This is a genomic window from uncultured Caulobacter sp., from assembly GCF_937900395.1.
In the GTDB taxonomy this organism is placed as follows: Bacteria; Pseudomonadota; Alphaproteobacteria; order Caulobacterales; family Caulobacteraceae; genus Caulobacter.
This window is the reverse complement of sequence record NZ_CALCDX010000113.1, coordinates 1-24858: the sequence shown is the minus strand read 5'-3', so window position 1 is coordinate 24858 and position 24858 is coordinate 1. Positions and strand designations below refer to the sequence as shown.

At 63.1% G+C, this 24858-nt stretch carries 19 protein-coding genes and 1 pseudogene; 11 read left to right on the top strand and 9 right to left on the bottom strand.

Annotation, left to right across the window (positions count from 1 at the left end; genetic code table 11):
• Nucleotides 1-77: 77 nt before the first annotated feature.
• The 5 genes from Q0379_RS09705 to Q0379_RS09690 all read right to left on the bottom strand — a co-directional run bounded on the left by Q0379_RS09705 (nucleotide 78) and on the right by Q0379_RS09690 (nucleotide 3956).
• Nucleotides 78-308, bottom strand: coding sequence for a hypothetical protein (locus Q0379_RS09705; RefSeq protein WP_299007667.1), 231 nt, complete (start codon nucleotides 306-308; stop codon nucleotides 78-80).
• Entirely contained in the window at nucleotides 253-903 is a 651-nt protein-coding gene (locus tag Q0379_RS09700) for a sigma-70 family RNA polymerase sigma factor (protein WP_299007664.1), read from the bottom strand. The genes Q0379_RS09705 and Q0379_RS09700 overlap by 56 nt, the downstream gene beginning before the upstream one ends.
• A 115-nt stretch (nucleotides 904-1018) precedes the next feature.
• The gene (locus Q0379_RS24180; protein WP_366519314.1) at nucleotides 1019-1387 is read right to left on the bottom strand and encodes a flagellar protein FliS; all 369 of its coding nucleotides are present in this window, start codon (nucleotides 1385-1387) and stop codon (nucleotides 1019-1021) included.
• Nucleotides 1380-3074: a flagellar filament capping protein FliD gene (gene fliD / locus Q0379_RS09695; RefSeq protein WP_299007661.1), complete on the bottom strand. Its 1695-nt coding sequence runs from the start codon at nucleotides 3072-3074 to the stop codon at nucleotides 1380-1382. The genes Q0379_RS24180 and fliD overlap by 8 nt, the downstream gene beginning before the upstream one ends.
• Nucleotides 3075-3131: 57 nt before the next feature.
• Nucleotides 3132-3956 carry a flagellin gene (locus Q0379_RS09690; protein WP_299007658.1) on the bottom strand — a complete coding sequence of 275 codons (825 nt, stop codon included), beginning with the start codon at nucleotides 3954-3956 and terminating at the stop codon, nucleotides 3132-3134.
• Between the two features lie 235 nt (nucleotides 3957-4191).
• On the opposite strand from Q0379_RS09690, the gene Q0379_RS09685 reads away from it, so the two are divergent.
• The 5 genes from Q0379_RS09685 to Q0379_RS09665 are packed head-to-tail and all read left to right on the top strand — an operon-like array spanning nucleotide 4192 to nucleotide 8701.
• Nucleotides 4192-4476 (top strand): flagellar hook capping FlgD N-terminal domain-containing protein, encoded by a 285-nt coding sequence (locus tag Q0379_RS09685; protein WP_299007655.1) that lies wholly within the window; start codon nucleotides 4192-4194, stop codon nucleotides 4474-4476.
• 3 nt (nucleotides 4477-4479) lie between these two features.
• The gene (gene flgE, locus Q0379_RS09680; protein ID WP_299007653.1) at nucleotides 4480-5757 is read left to right on the top strand and encodes a flagellar hook protein FlgE; all 1278 of its coding nucleotides are present in this window, start codon (nucleotides 4480-4482) and stop codon (nucleotides 5755-5757) included.
• Between the two features lie 2 nt (nucleotides 5758-5759).
• Complete coding sequence (locus Q0379_RS09675; protein ID WP_299007651.1) at nucleotides 5760-6071, top strand: hypothetical protein; 312 nt, start codon at nucleotides 5760-5762, stop codon at nucleotides 6069-6071.
• Between the two features lie 5 nt (nucleotides 6072-6076).
• Nucleotides 6077-7792, top strand: coding sequence for a flagellar hook-associated protein FlgK (gene flgK / locus Q0379_RS09670; protein ID WP_299007649.1), 1716 nt, complete (start codon nucleotides 6077-6079; stop codon nucleotides 7790-7792).
• Between the two features lie 9 nt (nucleotides 7793-7801).
• Nucleotides 7802-8701, top strand: a complete 900-nt coding sequence (locus Q0379_RS09665; protein WP_299007646.1) for a flagellin — start codon at nucleotides 7802-7804, stop codon at nucleotides 8699-8701.
• A 326-nt stretch (nucleotides 8702-9027) separates the two neighbouring features.
• On the opposite strand, the pseudogene Q0379_RS09660 reads toward Q0379_RS09665, so the two are convergent.
• Nucleotides 9028-9651: pseudogene (locus tag Q0379_RS09660) on the bottom strand (recombinase family protein); the annotation flags it as partial.
• A gap of 308 nt (nucleotides 9652-9959) precedes the next feature.
• Here Q0379_RS09660 and Q0379_RS09655 point away from each other — a divergent pair.
• Nucleotides 9960-10352, top strand: coding sequence for a hypothetical protein (locus tag Q0379_RS09655; protein WP_299007643.1), 393 nt, complete (start codon nucleotides 9960-9962; stop codon nucleotides 10350-10352).
• 1567 nt (nucleotides 10353-11919) lie between these two features.
• The gene (locus Q0379_RS09650; protein WP_299007640.1) at nucleotides 11920-13194 is read left to right on the top strand and encodes a DUF3987 domain-containing protein; all 1275 of its coding nucleotides are present in this window, start codon (nucleotides 11920-11922) and stop codon (nucleotides 13192-13194) included.
• 752 nt (nucleotides 13195-13946) lie between these two features.
• Here the strand turns inward: Q0379_RS09650 and Q0379_RS09645 are convergent.
• Nucleotides 13947-14177 (bottom strand): hypothetical protein, encoded by a 231-nt coding sequence (locus Q0379_RS09645; protein ID WP_299007637.1) that lies wholly within the window; start codon nucleotides 14175-14177, stop codon nucleotides 13947-13949.
• Between the two features lie 203 nt (nucleotides 14178-14380).
• Between Q0379_RS09645 and Q0379_RS09640 the strand changes: the two genes are divergently transcribed.
• Genes Q0379_RS09640 through Q0379_RS09625 form a run of 4 tightly spaced genes read left to right on the top strand, consistent with a single transcriptional unit; the run spans nucleotide 14381 to nucleotide 22736 of the window.
• Complete coding sequence (locus Q0379_RS09640) at nucleotides 14381-17245, top strand: SNF2-related protein (protein ID WP_299007635.1); 2865 nt, start codon at nucleotides 14381-14383, stop codon at nucleotides 17243-17245.
• Entirely contained in the window at nucleotides 17245-18975 is a 1731-nt protein-coding gene (locus tag Q0379_RS09635; RefSeq protein WP_299007631.1) for a site-specific DNA-methyltransferase, read from the top strand. The genes Q0379_RS09640 and Q0379_RS09635 overlap by 1 nt, the downstream gene beginning before the upstream one ends.
• Nucleotides 18972-21785 carry a DEAD/DEAH box helicase family protein gene (locus tag Q0379_RS09630; RefSeq protein ID WP_299007628.1) on the top strand — a complete coding sequence of 938 codons (2814 nt, stop codon included), beginning with the start codon at nucleotides 18972-18974 and terminating at the stop codon, nucleotides 21783-21785. The genes Q0379_RS09635 and Q0379_RS09630 overlap by 4 nt, the downstream gene beginning before the upstream one ends.
• 15 nt (nucleotides 21786-21800) lie before the next feature.
• Complete coding sequence (locus Q0379_RS09625) at nucleotides 21801-22736, top strand: restriction endonuclease (RefSeq protein WP_299007626.1); 936 nt, start codon at nucleotides 21801-21803, stop codon at nucleotides 22734-22736.
• A 1-nt stretch (nucleotide 22737) separates the two neighbouring features.
• Here the strand turns inward: Q0379_RS09625 and Q0379_RS09620 are convergent, their stop codons facing one another.
• Both Q0379_RS09620 and Q0379_RS09615 read right to left on the bottom strand, forming a co-directional pair.
• Nucleotides 22738-23712, bottom strand: a complete 975-nt coding sequence (locus tag Q0379_RS09620) for a hypothetical protein (RefSeq protein WP_299007625.1) — start codon at nucleotides 23710-23712, stop codon at nucleotides 22738-22740.
• 433 nt (nucleotides 23713-24145) lie between these two features.
• On the bottom strand, nucleotides 24146-24858 hold a 713-nt coding region (locus tag Q0379_RS09615; protein ID WP_299007623.1), incomplete at its 5' end, for a hypothetical protein.

The window sequence follows — 24858 nt, the reverse complement described above, 5'->3', positions numbered from 1 at the left end:
GACCGCTCCGTGGCCGGGTTATTTCCGCCGCGCGGCGCCCCGTAATCTGGCGTAGCGGGGCGTTACGCGATGCAAGACTAGTCGACGGGACGTCCCAACGTGGCGTCCAAAACGGCGTCTGTTAGCGCGGAATCGAGCTTGTCTGAGCCGGTCTCGGCGCCCTCGCTCAGGGCGGCGGCCAGCAAGGCGACAGCTTCGTCGGACACCGCGAGCAAGGCGACCGCCTCGTCGCCGTCGGGCCAGCGGCCGAGATCAGCGCCCAGTGTCGACAGCCGCTGACGAAAAACCGAAAGATCCATGAGGGCCAAGGCTCTTCTGCCTTTGAATGAGGAGGCGTAGCGCTTGCTTACCCCGCTTGAGGAGCGAGCGCACGGCCTGTTCGGTGGTGTTGAGGACGCCGGCTATTCTCGCCACGTCCAGGTCTTCGAAATAGTACAGCGTCAGCGCCTGACGCTGGCTGGTGGGCAGGCGTCCCAGGCAATCACGCAGCGAGCGCGCGCTTTCACGACGCTCGAGGGCTTGCTGCTGGTCCTCCGTCGGCGCCGAGGGCGAAGCGTCGGCCAGGCGGGTGATGACCTCGGCGGGTTCTGGCGTCGCGCGACGGCCGCGATAGCGGTCGATCGCCTTGTTGACCGCGATGCGATGCAGCCACGTCGTGAAGCGCGCCTCGGGCTTCCAGCTCTCCCTGGCGCGCCAGGCGGCGACGAAGGCTTCCTGGGCGATGTCCTCGGCGTCGTGGGCGTCGCCCAGAATGCTGAGCGCGAGCCGGCGCACGACCCGGGCGTGTCGATCGACCAGGACGCGGAAAGCCTTCTCGTCGCCGCCGCGCGCCGCGTCGAACAGGATCTCATCCGCCCAAGCATGGCGATCGGTCTCTTCGGTCTTCTCAGGTTGATTGAGCATGTGCCTGGCCCAGCTTCGCGATTTCTGTCACGGAGGCTGAAGCAATCGACGTGCCAGTAACAAATATTCATCTGAGAAACGAGGAGATATTTTGCGTTATTGAATCAAACTGTTCTTATCTAGCATTTCGAAATTCATGGCATAGGGGCTGCAACAAATCTATTGCTTGTTGATACGCGAGCGACCTGTTCGAGCCCTTTTCATTCCGATTCAGCAGATTCAGCAACCTTAGGTAATATCGTTGCAGGCGTTCTCCATCTCCGCCCACTGCGGAAAAATTCAAAGTTGTAGCAAGTACGGTCAGTATCTGTACTGCCTTGCCAAGATGAACGCACATGTGATCGAGCGTATTTTGCTCATGGGCATATTTTGCCGACGATATGGCGCGATAGAGCTCTTCATGGACGGCCGTCAGGACGTCTCGGGGATTTTGGTTGAGCTGCTTCGAGGCCTTGTAGGCCCGGATGGCTTGGTTGCTATTCATCGGTATCACTCGAGCTGCCTAGGATGGCTTTGATCTGTTGTTGCAGGACCTGCGCGGCGTAGAGCTCCTGCTCCATGGCCGAGTACTTCGCGATCAGCCGGGTCCTGTAGGACTCGGCGTCGTCGCGGATCTGGGTCGACTTGTCGGAGAGATCGCCGTTGGCGTCGTTGAGCCGCTCGATCTCGCTCTGGATCACGCCGCTGGACGCGTTGGCGTAGGCGTCGAGCCGCGTGGTGACGAGGTCGGCGAAGCCTTGGGTCAGCGTGACGTCGATCGAGACGCTTTCGTCGGCGACGAGGGCGAACGAAAGTCCTTCGTAGATCGTGCCGGCGGCGCCGACGATGCGGCTGCCGGAGACGGTGAACAGGCCGCTCTGGCCGCCGACCGTCACGTCGCTGATCGCGCCGTCCGTGACCGTCACGTCCAGGGTAAAGTCGAGCGAGGCCGTGCTGGCGTTCTTCAGCAGCTTCAGCGCGCTGTCGTTGGTGGTGAACTTGCTTTCGAAGAAGCTCCGCAGGCTGTCCAGGTTGGAGAGCAGCAGATTGTCCAGCGTGGTTTCGTCCGAGAGCTCCAACTGGTTGTCCGCGTTCAGGGTGATCCCGAGGGCCGCGAGGTTGGTCACGCCGTCGGCGGCCGATCCGGCGTCGTCGCCCAGGATCGACGAGAGCTGCTTGGTCACGCCCCGGAGCAGCGAGTCGGCGAACAGCACGGCGTCCTCGTCGACCGTGCCGTCGGCCGAGACCTCGGAGTTGGTGTCCACGAAGTCGCGCAAGGCGTTGTAGGCGTCGATGAAGTCCGTAATGGCGGTCTTTATGTCCGAGTAGTCCGCCTCGATGTCGAGGGTCACGGTCTGGTCGGAGGCGGTCGCCTGAAGAAGCGAGATCGATAGACCTGGAATGGTGTCGGTCAGCTGGTTGCCGTCGCTGGTGATCTCGACTCCGTCGAGGGTGGCGATGGCCGGCTGGGCCGCCTGCAGAACGTTGGCGAAGTCGCCGTCAGCGTCCAAGAGGTCGATCGCCGTCGCCGCGCCGCTGGCGTCGGAGACCTCGATATCGACATTGGTGTCGGCGGCCGACAGCACCAGCCTGTAGGCGCCGCTTGAGACCTTCAGCAGGGTGGCGCTGACGCCGGTCGCGTCGCTCTGGTCGTTGATGGCCTCGGCCAAGTCCGACAGCGTCATGTCCGAGGTCACGGCGATGGTCGCAAAGGTCCCGCCGGTGACGCCGATCGTGAAGTCGCCGCTCGCGCCGAGCGCGGTCGCGGTGTCGTGGCTGTCCGACGCCACCTTCATCGCCTTGGCCAGCTGTGTGACGGTGATCGAATAGCTGGCCGCGACCGCGTCGGGATCGGCGCTGACGGCGATGATGTCGGTCGCGTCCGAGCCGTCCGACGCGGTCAGATAGGCGCTCTTATCGTCGAAGGCGTTGCCGGTGCTCGTCGACAGGCTGCTGTAGGCCGTCGACTTCAGCGATGACATGGCGCTCGTCACGTCGGCCAGCAGGCCTTGCAGCGTCTGGTAAGCGCTGATCTTCGTCGTGTTGGCCGTGACCTTCGCGTCGAGTGTGTCGGCGCGCGCGGTCTTCTGGCTGACCGCCGCCTCAATGAGGGCGTCGGTGTCCAGGCCTGAGATCGTGCCGGTAAGGTAAGTGGCCGAGCCGCTGCTCGAAACCGTGCTGGTGCTGGTCATGGGGGAGCCGAAAGTGCGGCGGGAGGACGCTTAAGGCCCTCCCGCCAGTTGAGCCGACTACTGCAGCAGCTTCAGAAGCGACTGGCTCATCGAGTTGGCCTGGGAGAGGGCCGAAATCGCGGCGCTGGTCAGCGTCTGATAGTTGGTGAAGTTGGTCTGCTCGGTGGCGATGTCGACGTCCGAAATCGACGACTTGGCCGACTGCAGGTTTTCCAGCGAGGTGCTGATCACGTCGCCCCGGAACTCGAACCGCGACAGGCTTGCGCCGACGTTGGCTCGCATTTCGGAGACCTGGGTGATCGCCGCGTCGATTTCGTCCATCGCCGCTTTGGCGGTGGTTGAATCCGTGATGGCGGTCGTGGTCAGCCCCAAGGCGGCGGTATCGGCCCCGTCCAGAGTCACCGTGATGACGTCACTGCTGGAGGTGCCGACCAGGAAATCGACGCCGCTCGAATAGGAGCTGGTCCCGTCGAGCAGGGCCACACCGTTGAACGTGGTTGTGGTGGCGATGTCGTCGATTTCTTCCGTCAGCTGCGCGTACTCCGCGGTGATGTAGGAGAGGTCATCATCGCTGGAGCTGCCCGACTGCGCCTGGGCCGTCAGCGCGTTCATCCGGGTGAGGATGTCAGCGATGTTGGACAGGGCGCCGTCGGCCGTGTTGAGCACCGAAGTGCCGCTGGTGACGTTGGTGGCGGCTTGGTTCAACGCGGAGATGTCGGCGTTCATGGACGTGGCGATGGCGAGGCCGGAGGCGTCGTCCTTCGCGCTCACGATCCGCGAGCCGCTCGACAGCTTGGCCAGGGATTCGCTCTGCGCCGCTGAGTTGTTGTTCAGGTAGCGCAGGGCGGTGTTGGCCGCCGTGTTGGTCGAGATAACAGGCATTTTCTAATCCGCTTCTCTTCGGAAGCCGGGCGGGGGAAGTCCCGACCGGGAGGCGTCGCCCACGGTTCTTCGCGGACGGGCTTCACGGATTGAACGGCGCGCCCCACCCGGATGGGGCGGTGTTTTTCGACGTCGATTTTCGAAAGTTTCCGCGCCCCATCCGATGGGGAGCCTCCGTTCAAAAGGTCATCGGCGCCGCCAGGGCGTCGCACCTCTGGAACCCTCGAGGCCTCCGATGACCGCCATCACCTCCGCGACCAGCGCCGCGACGACGACCAGCACGACGTCGTCGTCCTCGAGCTCGCTGAAGCTGGGCACGACCGATTTCCTGAAGCTGCTGATGACCCAGCTGGAGAAGCAGAACCCGCTGGATCCCAGCGATCCCACCGAGTTCACCAGCCAGCTGGCGACCTACTCGTCGCTGGAGCAGCAGATCAGCATGAACGACACGCTGACGACGATGTCGGACACGATGTCGAACGTGCTGACCCAGGTCTCGCTGCTGGCCTCGGAGAGCTGATCCATGTCGCTCTCAGCCGCCCTTTCGACCGCCGTCTCGGGCCTCACCGCCCAGAGCCGGGCCCTCTCGGCCATTTCCGAGAACATCGCCAACTCGTCGACCACGGCCTACAAGACCACCGACGTCTACTTCCAGGCCCTGGTCAGCGGCGGGAAAGGCTCGTCCACCTCGACCAGCGCGGTCACCGCCAAGTCGAGCCAGGCCATGTCGGTCCAGGGGACCGTCACCTCGACCAGCGTCGCCACTAACGTCGCCATCCAGGACGCCGGCTTCTTTGTCGTGACCAACGATCCGACCGCCGCCGCCTCGGAGGACATGTACACGCGCAACGGCAGCTTCGAGACCAACGCCGACGGCTATCTGATCAATACCGAAGGCTTCTACCTGATGGGCTGGCCGACGGACGCCGACGGCAATGTCCTGGCGTCGAACACCAACGACCTGACCGGGCTCTCGGCCATCAACCTCTCCTCGATCGGCGGCACCGCCAAGGCGACCACCGAGATCGAGATGAGCGCCAATGTGCCCGCCGACGCCGAGGTCGGCGCGGCCCTGACCACCAGCATGCAGATGATCGACTCGCTGGGCGTTAGCCACACGGTCGGCCAGACCTGGACCAAGACCGCCGACAACACCTGGGAACTGACACTGTCCGACCCTGTGCTGACCTCCGACGGCACGACCCAGTCGGGGACGATCAGCGGCGGTCCGTACACGGTGGTCTTCAATACCGACGGCTCGCTGGGCTCGGTGACGCCGACCCTCGACTTCACGGTCACGGGGTTCAGCAGCGGCGCCGCCGACAGCGCGGTCGCGTTGGATATCGGCGAGATCGGCGGCACGGACGGCGTGACGCAATACGCCTCGACCTCGTCCACCATCGGTCTCGAGGACGTCCAGACCGAGCAGGATGGCGCGCTGTATGGCGAGTTGTCGGGGATCAGCATCGACTCCGACGGTCTGGTCACCGCCAATTTCGACAACGGCATCAGCCTGGCGATCTATCAGATCCCGATCGCCACCTTCAGCAACCCGAACGGCCTGACCCTCGTCTCGGGCACGACCTATGACGAGAACAGCGCCGCGGGCCAGGTGCACCTGAACCTGCCGGGCGAGGGCGGCGCGGGTTCGCTGGTGGCCAGCGCCCTGGAAGGCTCCACCACCGACATCGCCACCGAGTTCAACAAGATGATCATCGCCCAGCAGGCCTATTCGGCCGCCTCGCAGGTGGTCAGCACGGCCGGCGACATGTTCGACTCCCTGATCCAGGCTGTGCGCTAGCCATGGAGACGTTCGAGAAACTGGCCGCCAGGGCGCGGGCCGCCCGCGAGGTCGAGGGACAGGCGCCCGTAGTGGAGACGGTGGAGGACGCGATCGTCCTGGCCCGCGCCGTCGCGCGGCAGCTCGATGGCCTGACGGGCGATGCGCGGCTGCTGATGCTGTCGAATCTGGACGACGTGAGGCGGGCGCTGGACGGGCGGATGGCGCGTCTCGCCGAGGAGATGGAGGCCAAGCGCGCTCAGCTGACGGCCGTGAACCGCGGCCTTCGCGCGATCGACGGCTATGGCGGACTCGCCGCGCGAGGGGAGCGCTAGCGGTCATGTCGCTGACGTCGATCCTGTCCTCGGCCGGCGCGGCCCTGACGACGGCGCAGTACCAGATCGCCGTGTCGCAGACGAATGTCGCCAACGCCGACAACGCCAGCTACAGCCGCAAGACCGTCACGACGACCGCGACGACCCAGACCCTGGCGGTCTCGAGCGCGACGCTGACCCGCGCGGCCGACGCCTATCTGTCCAAGGCCGTCGACAAGACCGCGGCGGCCGACGGGCGCGACGCGGTGATCGACACCTACCTCCAGTCCTACGACGCCAGCCTGGGGACGGTGGACGGCGGCGACGATGTCTCCAGCCTGCTGACCGCTTTCCAGACGGCGCTGACCGGCCTGGCCTCGTCCAGCACGGCCGCCACCAAGGCCTCGGCGGTGTCGACGGCCACCAGCCTGGCCTCGTCGATCCATTCGCTGTCGAGCGAGATCCAGGCCCTGCGGAGCCAGGCCAATCTTCAGATCGCCGAGACGGTCGATACGATCAACGGCGCGCTCGACACGATCAAGGCGCTCAACGACCAGATCGTCAGCACGACCGCGTCCGGCGGCGATGTCAGCGATCTTGAGGATCGCCGCGCCGCCGCCGTGACCACGCTATCGTCGCTGATGGGGGTGTCGACCTACACGACCTCGGACAACCGGGTGATGGTCTACGCGCCGGGGGGCGAACAGTTGCTCGGGGCCTCCGTGTCCAGGCTGTCGTACAGCGCCTCGAGTAGCCTGTCGGCCGACACGGTCTATCCGGGCGCGATCGCCGGGGTGACAGTCAATGGCAAGGACATCACCGCCTCGCTGAGCGCGGGCACGCTGGGCGGCCTCGTCGCGCTGCGCGACGATATCCTGGTCGGCGAACAGGGCGCACTGGACCAGCTGGCCTCGACGCTGATCGCCCAGGTCAATGCGGCCGCCAACACCGGCTCGGCCAGCCCGCCGCCCAACAGCCTGACCAGCGCGACCGGTGTGTCGGGAACCGACGCCTTCAGCGCGACGGGCTCCGTGCGCGTGGCGGTGACCAGCGCCAGCGGCGCGGTGGTTTCGACCCAGGACATCGACCTTTCCGTCTACGTCACGGTCGACGATCTGATCGCGGGCCTGAACGCCATCAGCGGGCTGAGCGCGTCGATCTCGAACGGCAAGCTGACCATCGCCGCGACGCCGGCGAGCAACGGCGTGGCCCTGGCCGATATCGACGCCTCGGTGGGCGGCGAGGGGTTCTCCGCCTCTTTCGGCTTCAACGACGTCTTCTCGGGCGAGACCGCCGCGGACATCGCCGTGTCCGCCGCGCTCGCGAGCGACGCGTCGCGGTTTCCCACCGCCACGATGGACGGTGCGAGTGTCCTGGCCGTCGGTCAGATCGCTGTGGCTTCGGGCGGAACGGGCGCCGCCAGCGCGATCGCCTCGTCGCTCTCGGCGTCGACCAGTTTCGCGGCAGCGGGAAATCTGACGGCGGGACAGTCCAGCCTGCTGACCTACGCCGCCGGGTTCGTCTCGACGGCCGCGACCACCATTTCCGATGCGGCCAGCCAGGCCCAGACCTCTGGCGACGCCTATGACGCCGCGGTTGATCGCCTGGCCAACCTCACCGCTGTCAATCTCGATGAGGAGCTGGCGAAGCTCGAGACCTATCAGCAGCTCTACCAGGCCAACGCCCAGCTGACCTCGATGGTTCAGGACCTGTTCGACGTGCTGATGAACATGGTCAACTGAGGCGCGGCGATGATCACCCGTATCGGCACCTTCGCGCATTCGAACGCCCTGATCGCCGCTAGTCTGCGCACCCAGGCCAAGCTGGCCGACCAGCAGACCCAGGAGGCCACCGGTCTGAAGTCGACGGCGTTCGGCGGGCTGGGAACGGACGTGGCGTCGCTGCTGCGGCTTTCCAGCCAGTCGACGCGGCTGGCCGCCGACAACGCCGCCGCCGAGACGGCCTCGGCCTATGTGCAGTCGGCCTACGCGGCGGTCGGCGACATCGCCGACCTGGCTGACACGATCAAGTCCCAGCTCGCCGCGCAGATCAGCGGCTCCAAGCTGGACGCCGCCAGCCTGGCCTCGTACGCGCGCGGGTGGCTGGACGACCTTCAGACCCAGCTCAACAGCCAGGTGGGGGGCGTCTATCTCTTCGGCGGCGAAGCCGTCGACGCCGCGCCGGTCGATTTCTCGTCCGCCGCCTATGATCCGACCACCGCCGGCGACACCGGCTACTATCAGGGCGCTTCGGCCCCGCGGACGTTCTCCAGCGTGGACGGCGCGAAGGTTTCCCTATCGGTGACCGCCCAGGCCAGCGGGTTCGAGCAGCTGGCGCGGGCGCTCTCGATGGTGATCGCCAATCCGGACGACACGGATACCCTGTCGGCCGCCTTCGATCTCGTCGGTCAAGCCATCTCGGGCGTCGGCTCGATCCAGGAGGGGCTGGGCGTCCAGGCCGATCAGCTGTCCAGCCTGATCAGCCGCAACGAGAGCAAGATCGACACGCTGGACGACCTAGCGTCGCGGCTCAAGGACGCCGACTTGGCCCAGGCCGCCGTGCTGGTCACCAACTACCAGACGCAGTTGGAGGCCCTCTACGCGACCATCAGCACGCTCTCCTCGTCGAGCCTGTTGAAGTATCTGGGCTAGGACTGGCTCGCGCGGCCACAGGCGCGGACATTCACGGCGCGCTTAGCGCATAAAGGCCGTCTCGAAAGCGAGACCCGCGTCGTGGAAGACTGGACTGACTTGCTGAGAACCCTGGTCGCTTCAGCAGTCGGAAAAGCTGCGCTTCTCGGCGTTCACGGCTTGAGGGGAAGATGGCGCACCCGACACGAGACGGCTTAAGGGCCTGATCGGTCGGGCGACTATGATTATGGTGGGTGATTTCGGCGTCGGTGGCCATGGCGGTGCTCGGGAGACTCGGGACGCCGAGGCTGCCGATCTGGAGCCGTCACAGTCAACGGACGGTCGGGTCAGACCGTCGCCTGCACCGTCGCCGCCATGGTCTGCTTGACCCTCTGGACGGTGGCGGTGGAGACGCCGGTTGCTTTGGCTACCGCCCGTATGGATTGGCCAGCGCGAAGGCCTTGCTCGACCTTCTTGAGCCGGATCGGCGGGATGGATGGCCGACCGATCTTCACGCCTTTCTGGCGAGCGCGATCCAGCCCGGACATGACGCGCGCGCGGATCATGGATCGCTCGAACTCAGCGAAGACGCCGAGCATCTGGAACATCATCCGCCCGGACGGGGTGCTGGTGTCGATGGCCTGCTGGTGCAGGTACAGGTCGCAGCCCTTGGTCTGAATGTCGGTGAGGAAGGCCACTAGATCGCCGAGAGAGCGTCCCAGACGGTCCACCGACCATGCGGCCACGATGTCCACTTCACGCCTTGCCACGGCCCGGAGAAGGGCGTCGTAGCCCGGCCGCTTGTCTCGTCCTTTGGCGCCGCTGATGCCCTCGTCCGAGAAGGTCTGCACCACGGCCCAGCCCGACCGTTGAGCGACCTCGGTCAGGGCCATGATCTGGTTCTCGACGGTCTGGGAGTCCGTGCTGACTCTGACGTACAGGGCGGCGCGCTTCAGGCGGGTTCTCCGTGGTCGTTGGTGGGAAGGCGTAGATTCTCACGGATTGCGGGATCGTCCAAACCGCCACGAGGACGACATGGTCAAGCTCCGTCAGGATCGGTCGCGTGGGGAAGGCCGCCCCGTTGGCCGCTGTACGTCGGAACGCTACGCTGGCGCCGAGATCGTGGGGGGCGATGATGTTGAAACAACGACGCGGCGGCGTTCGCAACTCGCTGACGTGGCTGGGCTGGGCCTGCGTGGCGATGTTTGTCGCCCTGATGGTGATGATCATCACCGCCGCCGTTCATGGTCACTACTGATCTCGGCGGTATGGTGCCCGGATGGACGCCAGTCGGACGAGTGACATCATCGCACGTGACCTCCTCGCCGCCGTGGGTGAGGTCATGCTGCATTGGGGCTTTCTGGAAAGCGCGATGCTGGGCGGTCTGGCCGGATCGTCGCGGACGCCCATCGTTCAGCGTTGGTTGACGACGACGGAACCGAGCAGCGAGATCGTCGATGAGATCAAAGACGCTGCTGCTGTCCGTCATCTCCTCGCCCATGGCCTTTGCGGTGTTCACGCCCAGCCCCGCCATGGGGGTGAGGCGGAAGTCGTCTGTCGAGACCCCGACGACATGCTGACGACGATCACTCTTGGTCGGCTACGACAGGTCGCCCAGAGCCTCGACCGGATCAGGTTGCGCATCGAGGCGAGACACCGTTCGGCTCCGTGACAAAACCGGGTCTGAAAACGGCGCACAGAACTCGTTGTCTGGCCTCGATCTGGCGCACATCGAATGGCGTGTCAGGAACCGAGTGATTGAGTCACGCCACGGGTAGCCTGCCAATAGCGCCAATAGCGCCAATAGGCTCGGACGGCCCCTGAGCATAATGCGTCCGAGGCGTGCTTGACCGGGCCTGCGGCCGGAAAACGTGGAAAGGTCAGGTAACGAGGTGATGGCGTCAGCCATAGGCGAGGCGAGATGGCGGCAAGCCAACGGCGCAGTCGTCTCTCGTTTCGCCACGACGCCGCCCGGCCGCAGGCCGGACGGCTCGTCACCTATATGCAACCTAAGCCTCACGGCAGGCCGCCGCTGAGCGGCAGCCTTACGACGCGCCTCGGATCGCTGCATGTCGTTGCCGTCGCCGATGGCTCGGCTCCGTCAACGTCGAGCGATCCGGTCTCGTGTTCGCTGCGCGTTGACCAAATCCGCCCCCGTTAAACCGACCACCATCCCTCTAAGAAAGAGCGCCCCGGTCGGTTTTTCCCGCCCCAGCAAACCGTCGATTAAGACCGTCCACCCCATCGTCACGCCAAACCTATCGGCGCTATCGGCGCCATCGGCGCCATCGGCGCTAAGTCAGATCGCTATCCTCGAAAGCCAGCCCCGCTCCGTCTCAAGCACACTCTCCCAAACAATCTTCATGAGCCGCATGAGCTTCTGAGGGTCGGAAGCAGTTCCCGCTGGCTCGATAAGCTCACGAACTTTTCGCTCAAGTGCACCAGCCAAGTCCGCCTCACTCTCTGAGCGCCTTCCCCCACTCCGATCAAATAGTAATCTTGCTTCGCGCTGGTGATTGGTGAGCGCTGCTAGTCGCGACTCATCACCTTGAAACATCGCCTCACAGCGTAGATGTAGTTCGCGATAACGCCATCTATCCATCATCATTACCGCTTCGTTGAGCGATATTTCCCTTATCTTAGGCAGTGGCGGCCAGCCCCTTGATCCAGATTTTTCAGAGGAGAAACTACTACTCCTCGGACCATCTAGCCATAGCTTATACTCTTCGACCCACGGTTTCGGGTAGATCGCCGGAGACGAGCGGGAGTCCGCCAACTTAAAGAAGCCGACGTGCAGATTGGCCTTCGTTCTTAGGGTGCCCTCAGTGAGGCCCAGTATCAACGCCGCCTCCGCCCGCGATATCAAATCGCTTTCATGCACGCCAAGACGTCGGGCCAAGTCGGCTTTTGTTCGCTGTGCCATGTCATGTGCGATTGGCTGAGACTGGCAAAAATTGAGTTAACCATGGTGCCATGAATGGCCATGAAGTGACAAATTTGCGAGGATTGTTTCTATAATTATCGATAAATGAAAAACTGATCAATTCGAATATTTTGAATAAAATGACGATCCGAGTTAGCGATTAAATCCACTGAAATCGCTAAGCGGAGATAAAATGAAAATCAGTTTACACCCATCCAAAGAAAATGGTGGATCGGCACCGCCAATTGAGGCTGATGTCGAAAATTGTTCTGTAATGAACTCGGAAAATGCAATCTATTCTTGGACTCGGCCAGACATGAGCGCTTTGGAGGGGGCGGGCTTTACTGCGTCGCCCTTCCCGACGCAACTGTTCGGTGAGGGCTGGTCTGAGTGGATTGGCGCTGTGGCTGAGGGCGCAAACGCGCCAATCGACTACGTTGGCGCATCACTCCTCACCATATCAGGCGCTCTGATGGGCAACAGCATTGTTGCTTCCTACGGGGCTTGGACCGAACCGCCAATTCTGTGGGCGGTGCTGGTCGGCGGCCCCTCGTCGGGTAAATCGCCTGCGATGGATCAGCCCATCCAGTTGCTCGACAGCATTGAGGCTGACACCCATACAGCCATTCGCATCGACGATGTGTCTGTAGCGGCGGCCGGAGTTAGGGCGGCAGACTGTCCAAAAGGCAACATCCTCGTCAACGATGAGCTTTCTTCTTGGTGGTCGGGGTTTGGCCGCCTCGGAGGCGAGCAGTATTGGCTCAAGGCATATGGTGCGCGAAGCCACTCTATTGACCGCAAAGATAAGCCTACCGTCTACATTCGTCGTCTGGCTGTCAGCGTGCTCGGCGGCGCGCAACCTGACACCATTCGCGCGGCGATCTCGGGCAAACAGAACAGGGGCTTTGCTTCCCGATGCCTGTTCATCTACCCGAACCCCGTGCAGGGTTTCAGGATGGCGGCTCGCCCCGACCACGCACTTGCGGAGCAGGCGCTTCGACGGCTTGCCGTTCTGGGCGACGGAACTGAGACGTATGAATGCCCCCTGACGCCTGACGCAAAGGTGGTGGCTCAGAGGTGGATCGAGCAGAAGATCGCAGAGGCCAATGAGGCTGAGGGCGTCTGGGCAGAGTGGCTCGGTAAGCAGCGTGGTAATGCTATGCGGATCGCGCTGATCTTCGAACATCTTTGGTGGGCGGCCGAAGCTCCGCTCGCAGCCGCACCGCCCGAAGCGGTTAGTGTGCAGGCCTATGAGGCGGCCATCGAGTTCATCGATGAATATGCAGCGCCGATGGCGCTTCGCACGATGGCAGCCGCGCATGCTCCCGCCGAGGATCAACTGGCGGCCCGGTTGGCTAAGCTAATCAGAAAGTCGCGCGCGCAGCAGATCAACCTGCGAGACGTTCGCCGAGGCGTCTTCGGCCCGGCGGGCGACCTGTCTGACAGCGCCAAGATGAAGAGGGCAGCCGAGACGCTCGAAGCGGCCAGTCTGATCCGCCACATCGGCGTCCGCGCCGATGGCAAGGCTGGGCGTGCGCCAGCCCTGTATGAGGTCAATCCAAGGCTCCAGCAGCAGGAGGGCCGCCGATGAGCCGCCGGGATGTGTCAAAGGCGGAAGCTAACGGGGCTAAGCACACAGCGCGTCGTGCGCTCGTCGCGCAACGCATCGTGCAACACAGGCTCGGAAAGTGGGGCGACCGGGCGTTCTGGCGCTGGCTAAAGCGGTCAGAGCGGAAGGCGAAGAAGGCAATCGCCGATCTGCGGCGCCAGAAGCAGAGTCCGAAAGTCTCACGGATGATCGCTGAGCAGATGGCGCGCGTCCAATGGTTCAGCCTCGTGCGGGAGGAGGCTGAAAGGCTTCGGCCTCGACCACCGGCAGTGCCTAGCGACCGAACGCTACGTAGACGCCGCGTTGGGCTATACACACGGGAGAAGCAGGCATATCGACCGCCAGAGTGATGCCCCCAAACTCACGCCTCGTGGGTATTAGAAGCTGGCGAACATGAGTCAGGAGCTTCGCACTTCGCGACCTATGTCCAACAACTCACGCTGACGTGGGTATTCCATGAGGCCCGAGCAGACGGCCGCCCTGCTCGGGCACTCGTGCCGGAAGCAAACGGCGCTATTGGCGCTATTGGCGCCGGGGACGTGCGCCTTGCGTCGGCGGCAATAGCCCGATCCGTCGCAGGTAGTCACCATAGCCTTCCAGATATCCCGGCGGCATCGAGCCGTTGCACGAGTGCTCTGCCATTCGGCTTACAGAGAAATCTGCGTCATCCCAGCGGGCGACATCCGGATCAGACAGGTGTGCGTTCTCCGAGCCAGATGCACCAGTGCCTCGCCTCATCGCGCGCAAGCCTTCGCGGGCCAGATCAGAGCGCACAGGACGCGCGCAGCGAGGATGTAGCGGCGGCGATCAAGCAGCTTTCGGATCAGGGTCAGCGTGGCCGCTTCCGACGGAGGGCGATCACCGCGCAGACAGGCGTAGTTGGGCGCCAAGCCCAGCCACTCGGTCGAGTAGTGGCGGCGCGAATGGGTTAGGCCTCGGCGGGCCATGAGATCGTAGAGGTCCATGGTGGTATTTATCGCGACCGCCGCCGGTAGCGCTTGCGACCGATGATGTCGTAGCTGCACATCATTGATGTGGCCCGCCCTGTGGACAACCTACGCACGCACGTTGATCGGAGCTTCGCTTTGCGGGCAACATGGTTTCCGAACTCGTTGGCTGGCGTAGCTGGCGACCTGCTACGACGCCTCACCCAGTTCACCCGAGCACGATGACCCCTCAGTTCACGCCCCATCAGGCCAAATACTTCGCCCACTTTCTGACCCGTGAAGGCTTGGATGAGAGCGACGGCCTCACCCAGTCGCTGTCCTCGGCGCGCGTCGATCTCAACCCGCACCAAGTCGATGCGGCGATGTTCGCGTTGCGCTCGCCGCTGTCGCGGGGCGTGATGCTGGCCGACGAGGTGGGCCTCGGCAAAACCATCGAGGCAGCGCTGGTTCTGAGCCAGCGCTGGTGGGAGCGCCAGCGCCACCTTCTGCTGATCGTCCCAGCTTCGTTGCGGAAGCAGTGGGCGACCGAGTTGCGCGAGAAGTTCTCGTTGCCGTCGGTCATCCTCGACGCCAAGCGGGTCAAAGACCTCGCCAAATCGGGCCAGCCGAACCCGCTCGGGCGCGGCGAAGGCATTGTGATCCTCTCCTACGAATACGCCGCCCGGATCGCCGACCAGCTTCGCGCGGTGAACTGGAGCCTCGTCGTGTTCGACGAAGCCCATAAGCTGAGGAACGTCTACAAGGCCCCCGAAAACTCGCGCGCCGCCGTGCTGCGCGGCGCGCTGGCGGGTTGCCAGAAGCTGTTGCTGACGGCCACGCCGCTCCAGAACAATCTGATGGAGCTATACGGCCTCGTCACGATCATCGACGACACCTACTTCGGCTCGGAGCAGGCCTTCCGCGCGGAGTTCGGTGGGCGCGAGGACCGCGCTTCACAGGCGCTTCTGGCGCGACGGCTGGAGCCGATCTGTAAACGCACCCTGCGTCGTCAGGTCCAGAAGGCCGGACTGATCAACTACACCAACCGCCTGCCCAAGACCTTCAACTTCACACCTGCTCAGTTGGAGACCGATCTCTACGAACACATGTCGGCCTACCTCCAACGGAATGACACGCTCGCGGTCGGCCAGAATGGTCGCCACCTCGTCACGCTGGTCCTGCGGAAAATCCTTGGCTCGTCGTCATTCGCCGTCGCCGCGACGCTGGACAAGATGGTCAGCCGCTTGGAGCGCAAGCTGGCCATCAACGAGGAAGCGCTCGACGACATCGACGGCGTGGCCGAGACCGCCGAGGACTGGCGGGAAGACGGTGACGCGCGCGAGGCCGAGGCGCTCGAAGACGAGACCGACGACGCCATCGAGGACATCGACCCCGAGGTCTTGAAGGCCGAGATCAGCGAATTGGCGCGATACCGCGACCTCGCCGCCTCGATCCAGACCAACGCCAAGGGCAAGGCCCTACTCGACTGTCTGCCGAGCGTGCTGGCCGAGATCGAGGGCAAAGGTGGTCAGCGCAAGGCGGTGATCTTTACCGAGTCCGTCCGCACCCAGACCTACCTGCGCGACCTGCTGGAGCGCAGTGGCTTCGGGGGTCAGACCGTCGTCTTGAACGGCTCGAACTCGGACAAGGACAGCGCCGCGATCTACAAGGCGTGGCTGGAAAAGCACCGGGGCACCGATGTCGTTTCGGGCTCCAAGACGGCCGATATGAAGGCGGCCATCGTGGACGCCTTTCGGAATGACCGCAGCATCCTGATCGCCACGGAATCAGGCGCCGAGGGAATCAACCTTCAATTCTGCTCGCTGCTGATCAACTACGACCTGCCTTGGAATCCGCAGCGCGTCGAGCAGCGCATCGGCCGCTGCCATCGCTACGGCCAGAAGATCGACGTTACCGTCATCAATTTCATCAACTGCCGGAACAAGGCCGAAGAACGGATCGCGGAGCTTCTCGCTCAGAAGTTCAAGCTATTCGAGGGCGTGTTCGGCTCCTCCGACGAGGTGCTCGGCGCCATCGAATCCGGCGTCGATATCGAGCGTCGCATCCTCGACATCGTGCAGTCCTGCCGCACCAACGACGAGATCAACGCGGCCTTCGACCGCCTGCAAGAAGAGTTCAGCGTCGAGATCGACGAGGCCAAGACCGAGGCCCGGAACAAGCTGCTGGCCGAGATGGACGATAAGGTCATCTCGCGGCTGAAAATCCGGCAGGGCGCGGTGGCGTCGTCCCTGAGCGAGTTCAAGCGCACGCTGCTCACGCTGGCGCGCGCTGAACTGCCCGAGGCTCGTTTCCATCCCGATCATGTCGAACGGTTCGACCACGAAGGCGAGACCTACTCGACGGAATGGCCCGAAGCCGACGAGCGCGGCTGGCGCTTCTTCCGTCTGGCGGATGGCGGCCTCGCCGACCAATTGGTCACGCGCGCTCAGAGCCGTGAATTGGCGTCAGCGCAGGTCGCCTTCGACTACGGTGCCTATGACGGCAATCTGGCCGATGTCGCGGCGCTGCGCGGCCAAAGCGGCTGGATGCGCGTAGCGCGCCTGACGTTGAACACGCCCGCCCGAACCTTCGACGAACTGATCTGCGCGGCGTTCACCGACGACGGCCAGCCCGTGCATTCCGAGACAGCGGCCCGGATGCTGGACGTGCCCGCCAGCCTCGTCGGTGATGTGGCGGCGCCCGCGCCGGAAGCCGATCTCACTGCGATCCTCGATGAAGCCCAGACCGAAATCGTCGGCCGCGCTCAGGCGCGCTTGGGTGATTTCCTGAACGAAGAGGAAGAACGGCTCGACAACTGGCGCGACGATGCGAAGGTCACTTTCGAGCAGCGGATCAAGGCCCTCAATAAAGAGGCCAGCGAGAAGAAGAAGCAGGCGCGCGCGGTGCAAGGCCTCCAAGAGAAGGTTGAGCTACAGCGCGAGGCTGCGGCCTTGAAGCGTCAGGCTGACGATCTGCAACACCAGCTATACACCCGGCTCAAAGAGATCGACGACGAGCGCGAACGGATGCTCGACGAGATCGCCGAGAAGCTGAACCTGACGCCCGAAATGACGCCCCTGTTTACGATCCGCTGGAGCCTCGCCTGATGTCCGCCAAGACCAAGCTCGAACTGACGTGGATCGGGAAGGATCATCGGCCTCGGCTGGAGCCGCGCATCTTGATCGAGGAGGAGCGGCTTTCTCACCACTCTGCGGCCCGCCGTGAGGGCGATTTCTTCGATAATGTTCTTATACGTGGCGACAATCTTCTCGGGCTTAAGGCGCTGGAGTCTGCATATGCCGGAAAGATAAAGTGCGTATTTATTGACCCTCCATACAACACCGGCTCCGCCTTCGAGCAATATGATGATGGGTTGGAGCATTCTGTATGGTTGTCCCTCATGCGGGATCGCCTAGAGATTATCCGAAACCTACTATCTGAAGACGGCTCCCTCTGGGTTTCTCTGGATGACAATGAAGCGCACTACTTCAAAGTAATGTGCGACGGCATATTTGGTCGCGAGAACTTCATTTCTGACATTAGTTGGCAAAAGAGGGACGGCCCGCCCAACGACCGTAAGATTGGATCGACGCACGACCATATCCTCGTCTGGGGTCGAACGAAGCAAGCGACAAGCAAAAAGACGAAAGCCGAAGAGGCTTTCAATCTGATGCCGCGCACAGAAAAGGCAGACTCGCAGTATCAGGTCTTTGCGGAGCCCGATGGCCCAGATGAGAGAGGCGCTTTCCGTAAGATTGATACTACCGCCAATGGGAAGGGGGGGCGCTTTGTGCAAAGCCTCTTCTATCCGATAAAGAACCCTTACACTGGACAGGAAGTATGGCCGCGCCAAGGGACTTGCTGGCGGCACAGCAAGGAGGAAATGCAGCGCTTGCAGGATGAGCGCCGCTTGTTCTGGGGCGCCAAGGGCACCGCTACCACTCCAATGCGGAAGCTCTTCAAAACAGAAGCGAAGCAAGGGATGTCGGCGCCCTCCATCTGGACGGACGTGGGGCTCAATCAACATGCCTCAGCGCAGATGGAGGCTCTATTCGGCGAGAAGGCTGCGTTTGAAACGCCGAAGCCCGAGCAGTTGCTTGCGAGAATTATAACAATCGCCACCAAGCCCGGCGACATTGTTTTGGACTCCTTTGCTGGATCGGGAACAACTGGTGCCGTCGCCCATAAAATGGGGCGGCGCTGGATTATGGTGGAACTTGGAGAGCACTGCGAAAACCTAATTGTCCCACGCATGAGAAAGGTCATCGACGGGAACGATCAGAGCGGGATCACCGAAGCAGTCGGCTGGAAAGGAGGCGGAGGCTTCCGTTACTTCAAGTTGGCACCCTCGCTGCTGGAAAAGGATCAATTCGGAAACTGGGTAATCTCCAAGTCTTACAACGCGGAGATGCTGGCGGAGGCGATGTGCAAGCACTTCGGCTTCAACTACGCGCCGTCGCCCGAGTACTATTGGATGCACGGCCATTCGTCCGAGGCTGATTTCATCTATGTCACCACCAACAGTCTGACGCATGAGCAGCTTGCCGCCATTTCGGAAGATGTGGGACCAGACCGCTCGCTGCTGATCTGCTGCAAAGCCTTCCAAGGCGGCAATGCCGACGCCTTCGGCAATCTGACCATCCGGAAGATTCCGGGCGCCATTCTCGACCGCTGCGAATGGGGCAAGGATGACTACTCGCTGAAGATCGAGGCCTTGCCGTTCGTCGAGGACGAACCGGAAGAAGAACAAGAAGAAGGAGGCGCGCGGCCTCGTAGATCAGTGGCTAGTCCGAACCAACCCGGCCTGTTCGGCGGGGACGAGGAGGCCGAGGCGTGAGCGTCTTGGCCGTCGATCCCAAGCGCGCAGAGACCCAGATCAATCAGCGGCTCTCGCTGCGAAAGCCGCAGTCCGAGTCCCTTCGACGCCTCGCCGACATCGTGGACCTGATCGCGCCATCGAAGGACACCGCTGTTGAGGCCGCGCGCGAGGCCGTACGCTCTGCCTACGGGAAGCTGGACGACGCGGACTTCGAGGATTTCGAGCGCGACTTCCCGAGCGTCTGCTTTGCCCTCGCGACGGGGGTCGGCAAGACGAGGCTCATGGGAGCCTTCGTCAGCTACATGTACATGACCGGCAAGAGCCGGAACTTCTTCGTTCTGGCCCCGAACTTGACGATCTACGAGAAGCTTCTGGCCGACTTCCAACCGTCCAGTCCCAAGTATGTCTTCAAGGGCGTGGAGGCCTTCGCTCACCAGCCGCCTCTGATCGTCAACGCTGAAAACTATGAGGAAGGGCGCGGCGTGCGCGGGGCCGACTTGCTCGGTCAGGAAGCAGCGATCATCAACATCTTCAACATCTCGAAGATCAATTCGGAGGTACGCGGCGGGAAGGCTGCTCGCATCAAACGCCTTCAGGAGTATATCGGCGAGAGCTACTTCAGCTATCTGGCGGGCCTCGACGATCTGGTGCTGCTGATGGACGAGGCCCACCGCTATCGCGGCTCCGCTGGCGCCAAGGCTATCGCCGAATTGAAGCCGATCCTCGGTCTGGAGGTGACGGCGACGCCCAAGAGCGTCGGCGCCAAATCGGCAGCGTTCAAGAACGTCGTTTATCGCTACGACCTTCCGGCCGCGATGGAGGACGGCTACGTCAAAGAGCCCGCCGTCGGCACGCGCGCCAATTTCGATCCGAAGTCTGTCGATGAGGACACGCTGGAGCGGATCAAGCTCGAAGACGGCATCCACTACCACGAGCACGTTAAGGTCCAGCTTGCGACCTACGCCAAGCAGAACGAGGTGCGGACAGTTCACCCCTTTATGCTGGTGGTGACTCAGGACACCGACCATGCTCGCCGCGTCCGCGAGTTCGTCGAATCCGATACCTTCTTCGAAGGCCGCTACAAGGGCCGGGTCGCGGAAATCCACTCCAAGCTGACCGGCGAGGAGAGCGACGAGAACGCCCAGCGCCTACTCAACATCGAGAAAGGCGGGGACACGGACATCGTGATCCACGTCAACAAGCTGAAGGAAGGCTGGGACGTCTCCAACCTCTTCACCATCGTTCCGTTGCGAGCGTCGGCGTCGGACATTCTGACCGAGCAGACGCTGGGCCGGGGCCTGCGACTGCCCTACGGAAAGCGCACCGGCGTCGAGGCCGTGGACACCCTGACGGTCATCGCCCACGACCGCTTCAACGACCTGATCGAGCGGGCCAAAACCGCTGACGGCGTGATCCACAAGCTCAAGTCCGTCACCATCGGCGACGGCGGCGATGTCGCCTCCACGACGCCGGTGATGGTCGAGGCGCCGTCGGTCATCGAGCAGATGCTAAACCGCGTGCTCGCGGCGCCCGAGACTGACATCACCTACGAGGCCGCGCCTGACGCCGATCACGGCGAAGTGGCCGCACCGCCGGGGCCGGTCTTCACCTTCCAGAAGGAAGAGGAAGTGGCGCTGGCCAAGACGGTGCTGACCGATGTCCTGCCGTCGATCAAGACGCAGGTCACCACCATCCGAGACTTGAATGATGAGAAGGTCGTCAAGCGCATCGTCGCCGACGCCATGGCCATCCAGCGAAGCAAGGAGGGGCTCTTCCCGTCCCTGACGCCCGAGCGCGCCGAAGCCGTGGTCAAGGAGTTCTGCGCGGCCTTCGTCGCCAAGACCATCGCGATCCCGAGTCTGACGGTGACGCCGCAGGATCATGTCTCGTTCGGCTTCCAGCCCTTCAAGCTCGACCTCGGTAGCTGGAACTATCAGCCCCTGTCGCGCGAGCTACTGGTGCAGGTGCTCCGCACCGAGAAGCAAACCGTGATCAGCGGCGACGAGGGCGGCGACGTGCCCGCCCGGCTCGAAGATTACCTCGTCGCCAAGCTGATCGACTTCGACGAGATCGACTACGACGCCCACGCCGGGCTCCTCTACGACCTTGCGGGGCAGGTCGTCGCCCATCTGCGCTCGTACCTGAAGGACGACGAGGAAGTCCGCGCCACGCTTCAGGGCTGGAGCCGCGACATGGCCAAGGCGATGTTCGCGCAGATGCGTCAGAACATGTGGCGGACCACCACGACCTACCGCGTGACGCTTAACGCCGCCTTCAGCGAACTCAAGCCGCAGGCCTTCGACGGCTCGGGCAAGGACGCGGTGCGTGATTTCCGCAAGCCGCCCGAGCGCCTGAACGAGATCAGGCGCTTCATCTTCACTGGGTTTGGGCCTCGCGCCTGCTACGCGCAGGCCAAGTTCGACTCCGACACCGAACGGAAGATGGCCGAACTGCTGGAACGCGATCCGACCGTCCAACTCTGGATGAAGCCCGGCCCCAACCAGTTCAAAATCTTCGACAGCGAGGGTGGCGCCTACCAACCCGACTTCGTGGTCGAGACCGAAACCGAGCGGTTGATCGTCGAGACAAAGCGGCGCTCGGACATGGGCGACGTAGATGTCCGTCGGAAGGCGGACGCGGCGTCGCTCTGGTGCTTCATCGCCACGGAGCACCACGCCAAGAAGCACGACGACAAGCCGTGGCGCTACGCACTGGTGCCCGATGACGCGGTGCAGCCGAGCGCGACGTTGAACGGGCTGCTCGCGCAGTTCACACGGTCGCCCGACGTGGACCTGCGCGGGCGATACGAGTTGAAGGACGAGGCTTGAGGCAGTGGAGGGGCGATGCCGGTTCCTGACTACGAGACCCTGATGCTGCCCGTGCTCCGCCTGTTCGCGGAGGGCGCGAAGAACATCAGCGAATGCGTGCCTCGGCTGAAGGAGCAGTTCGGCATCTCCGACGAGGAGGCGCGAGAACTCATTCCAAGCGGCCGGATCACCGTGCTCCAGAGCCGCGCCCATTGGGCTCGAACCTATCTCTCCAAGGCTGGGCTGCTTCACTCGCCCAAGCGCAACCTGCACGTCGTCACGGATCGCGGGCTCCAACTCCTCGCCACCAATCCAGAGCGCATCGACAACAAGGCCTTGGACGTGTTCGAGGACTTCCGAGCGTGGCGAAAGGCGGAGAGCGTCGGCGGCGAGGTCACGGGCTCTCCGTCACTCGTTATCGACGACAGCCAGACGCCGGAAGAAGCCATCGCCTCGGCCCACGCCATGCTGAGCGCCGCTCTGCGCGATGAACTGCTGGCGCTTCTACAGGATGTCTCTCCCCAGCAGTTCGAGAGGTTGATCCTCGATCTGCTCGCGGCCATGGGCTACGGCGGCGGCGATCTCGCCAACGGCCTCATGACCAAGGCGACCGGCGACAACGGCATCGACGGCATCATCAACGAAGACGCTCTGGGCCTCGATGCCGTCTACATCCAAGCCAAACGCTACGCGCCAGAGAACAAGGTCAGTCGTCCGGACATCCAGCGGTTCGTCGGTTCGCTGACGGGCGAGGGCGCCAACAAGGGCGTGTTCGTCACCACGTCTGACTTCTCCCGCGAGGCTCGGGAGTATCTGATCCGCGTGCAACACCGGATCGTGCTGATCAATGGCGCCACCTTGGCCAAGCTGATGATCCAGCACGGCGTCGGCGTTCGCGCCCGCTCGACCTATGTGATCAGCAGCGTGGATGAGGACTACTTCTCGGGTCTGGCCGGTACGCAGGCAGGATAGGCTACGCGGCTTCGAAGAAGAGTTCCGACTGACGGGCGAGCCGCCGGTACGCCCGCCACCCTCTATCCGGTTCGGGCCGGGCCATGGTCACGATGCCCTTCGCTTCGCACTGCTCTTCCGCAGCCTGCTTGATCACATGGTTGAGGAAATCGTTTCGCGGGGCGTGGAGATCAGAGAGCAGCCATTGACCGCTGCTGAGGGGACGTAGCTCCAGAATGCACACGCCACGAAATTCCGCGTAGGCCGCCATCCCTGCCAGCACCTCGGCGAGTTTGGTCGCAAGGCAGTTGCGATACCGGACGCCGGTTTCAATGAAGTTGCGGGCGCTCGACAGAGGCCGGATGTCCTCGTCAGCGCTCAGCGGATGGGGCGGAAACCGATCCGCGCGACGCATGAAGCGCTCCAGCACGACCGAGAGCGGTTTGTCCGCTGGCAATTGCGCGACGGCCTCCAGCAGGACGTTGGTTGTTGCCCGAGAACAAACGCGCTGGACAAAATGGAGCGCCGCGTTGGCGTCTCTCGCGGCTTGCGGGCCGTTGAGCCGACGCAGCAAGGGTGCTGATGCCCACTGCGGTTCCAGCATGTGGACGGCATTGATCAATGGCTCGCTGATCTGATCGACGCCTTGCAGGGCGGAAACCGCAGGATGGGCGCCTTGCCCGAACAGCGCGGCAAGCTCGACGTATTGCTGCGGCGACGAGAGTGGCTCCGCACCCATACGCCGGAGCACGGCGAGCAAGCCCATCGGAATGGGATCGAATCCAAGGCACAGGACGTCCTTTGTCGATCCAGAAACCAGCGCCCCAGCGAGGGGCGCCATCTGCATGGCGTCGGCGTGGGCTTGCATCATGGCAAGCGCCATGAACGTCACCTGCCGACGTTCGGCGCCAGCGCAAAGCAGATTACGCAGGACGCCGGGCGCGATCTCATCAAGCTGTGAAAGCAGTGGCGTCGCCCAGCCGAAGGTGCGGTTCATCGCCTCAGACGGCAACGCGGGCCTCCCACGGGAAGAGGCCAAGTCCGTTCGGGCGCGGCCAGACCTGAAAAGCCACCCATCGCCAAAGCCGAGCCTCTCGTGGAGTGGCGATGCACTCACCGAGAAGGCGAGGGGCGCCACTATGGCAGTCTTCCCAATCGCGAAGCTTTCTGGCGGCCATCGGCGGGCAAGCCACGGGCACCGAGCGCAAGCCCGGTCGAGCCTCGACCGGCGGATCGGCAAACAGCCATTCCGACGTCATGAGCCAGTTGTGACGGCCCAATCGCTCGTCGAGAAAACGCTCCAACTCCTCGGCGTCGATCTCGCCGCGTGGGGTGTTGAAGCACCTGATGGTTAGTCGGTGAAGGTCTGAAATGCCGAGCCGCCCTGTCAGTTGGTGGGCGGCCGTGACTATATCAGATGGATCAAAATGTCAACTTAATTGACCTTTCGGTCGCCCGCGTTTGCCGGGTATTCGGCCTTCATTTTGCGCCTTATGTGCCCGGCGGTCGGCAGAACGTTTCCGTTCCTTTTCGCGGCGAGCGGCAATCTTCTTGTCGAAATCTTCTTCGGCCTCGTCGGCATCTCGTGGACGCTTCGCAAAATCGACGTCCATGATCCCCGCTTCGGGCCTTGCGATAATCTCGACATCCATAAAGCCAATCGTGGCGAGATGATTTTGCAAGCGCTTAGCTTGGGTCTCGCTATAGAGATAGATGTCGTATTCACCGCCATAGTCGGGATCACGGATTGCACCTCTCATCACGAATTGGGCAATCGCATCTTCCTCGCGTGCGCGACGAATATCCTCTTCCGTCAAGTCGAAAACGTCCAGTAGGGGCCGGTCGCTCGGCATCAACTTGGCGCTATAAATGAATGCGCATGCCACGCTTTGGCGATACTTATTCAGGCCCGCGACGAGCGGCCTTATAAGTTGGCCTTTGAGCCGGTGCTCCATTAGCTCCTGCACGACATCGTTCGCGGACCAATAGCTGCTGTCGGGTAGATGTTCGGCAAGATGGTCACAGACGTTCTTGATCATTAGGCGCCCCTCGGACTTCGCCCAGAGGGTTGTTGTGCCTTCGTGACCCTGACCTTGCCCCCAACCTTGGACCAGGTCGGGCCGGGATTTCTCGCCGGTCAGGC

Bases quoted from the DNA above. Each gene is read 5' to 3' on its own strand.
- Q0379_RS09700 (WP_299007664.1), bottom strand. From the start codon at position 903: ATGCTCAATCAACCTGAGAAGACCGAAGAGACCGATCGCCATGCTTGG.
- Q0379_RS24180 (WP_366519314.1), bottom strand. From the start codon at position 1,387: ATGAATAGCAACCAAGCCATCCGGGCCTACAAGGCCTCGAAGCAGCTC.
- fliD (WP_299007661.1), bottom strand. From the start codon at position 3,074: ATGACCAGCACCAGCACGGTTTCGAGCAGCGGCTCGGCCACTTACCTT.
- Q0379_RS09690 (WP_299007658.1), bottom strand. From the start codon at position 3,956: ATGCCTGTTATCTCGACCAACACGGCGGCCAACACCGCCCTGCGCTAC.
- Q0379_RS09685 (WP_299007655.1), top strand. From the start codon at position 4,192: ATGACCGCCATCACCTCCGCGACCAGCGCCGCGACGACGACCAGCACG.
- flgE (WP_299007653.1), top strand. From the start codon at position 4,480: ATGTCGCTCTCAGCCGCCCTTTCGACCGCCGTCTCGGGCCTCACCGCC.
- Q0379_RS09675 (WP_299007651.1), top strand. From the start codon at position 5,760: ATGGAGACGTTCGAGAAACTGGCCGCCAGGGCGCGGGCCGCCCGCGAG.
- flgK (WP_299007649.1), top strand. From the start codon at position 6,077: ATGTCGCTGACGTCGATCCTGTCCTCGGCCGGCGCGGCCCTGACGACG.
- Q0379_RS09665 (WP_299007646.1), top strand. From the start codon at position 7,802: ATGATCACCCGTATCGGCACCTTCGCGCATTCGAACGCCCTGATCGCC.
- Q0379_RS09655 (WP_299007643.1), top strand. From the start codon at position 9,960: ATGGACGCCAGTCGGACGAGTGACATCATCGCACGTGACCTCCTCGCC.
- Q0379_RS09650 (WP_299007640.1), top strand. From the start codon at position 11,920: ATGAGCGCTTTGGAGGGGGCGGGCTTTACTGCGTCGCCCTTCCCGACG.
- Q0379_RS09645 (WP_299007637.1), bottom strand. From the start codon at position 14,177: ATGGACCTCTACGATCTCATGGCCCGCCGAGGCCTAACCCATTCGCGC.
- Q0379_RS09640 (WP_299007635.1), top strand. From the start codon at position 14,381: ATGACCCCTCAGTTCACGCCCCATCAGGCCAAATACTTCGCCCACTTT.
- Q0379_RS09635 (WP_299007631.1), top strand. From the start codon at position 17,245: ATGTCCGCCAAGACCAAGCTCGAACTGACGTGGATCGGGAAGGATCAT.
- Q0379_RS09625 (WP_299007626.1), top strand. From the start codon at position 21,801: ATGCCGGTTCCTGACTACGAGACCCTGATGCTGCCCGTGCTCCGCCTG.
- Q0379_RS09620 (WP_299007625.1), bottom strand. From the start codon at position 23,712: ATGAACCGCACCTTCGGCTGGGCGACGCCACTGCTTTCACAGCTTGAT.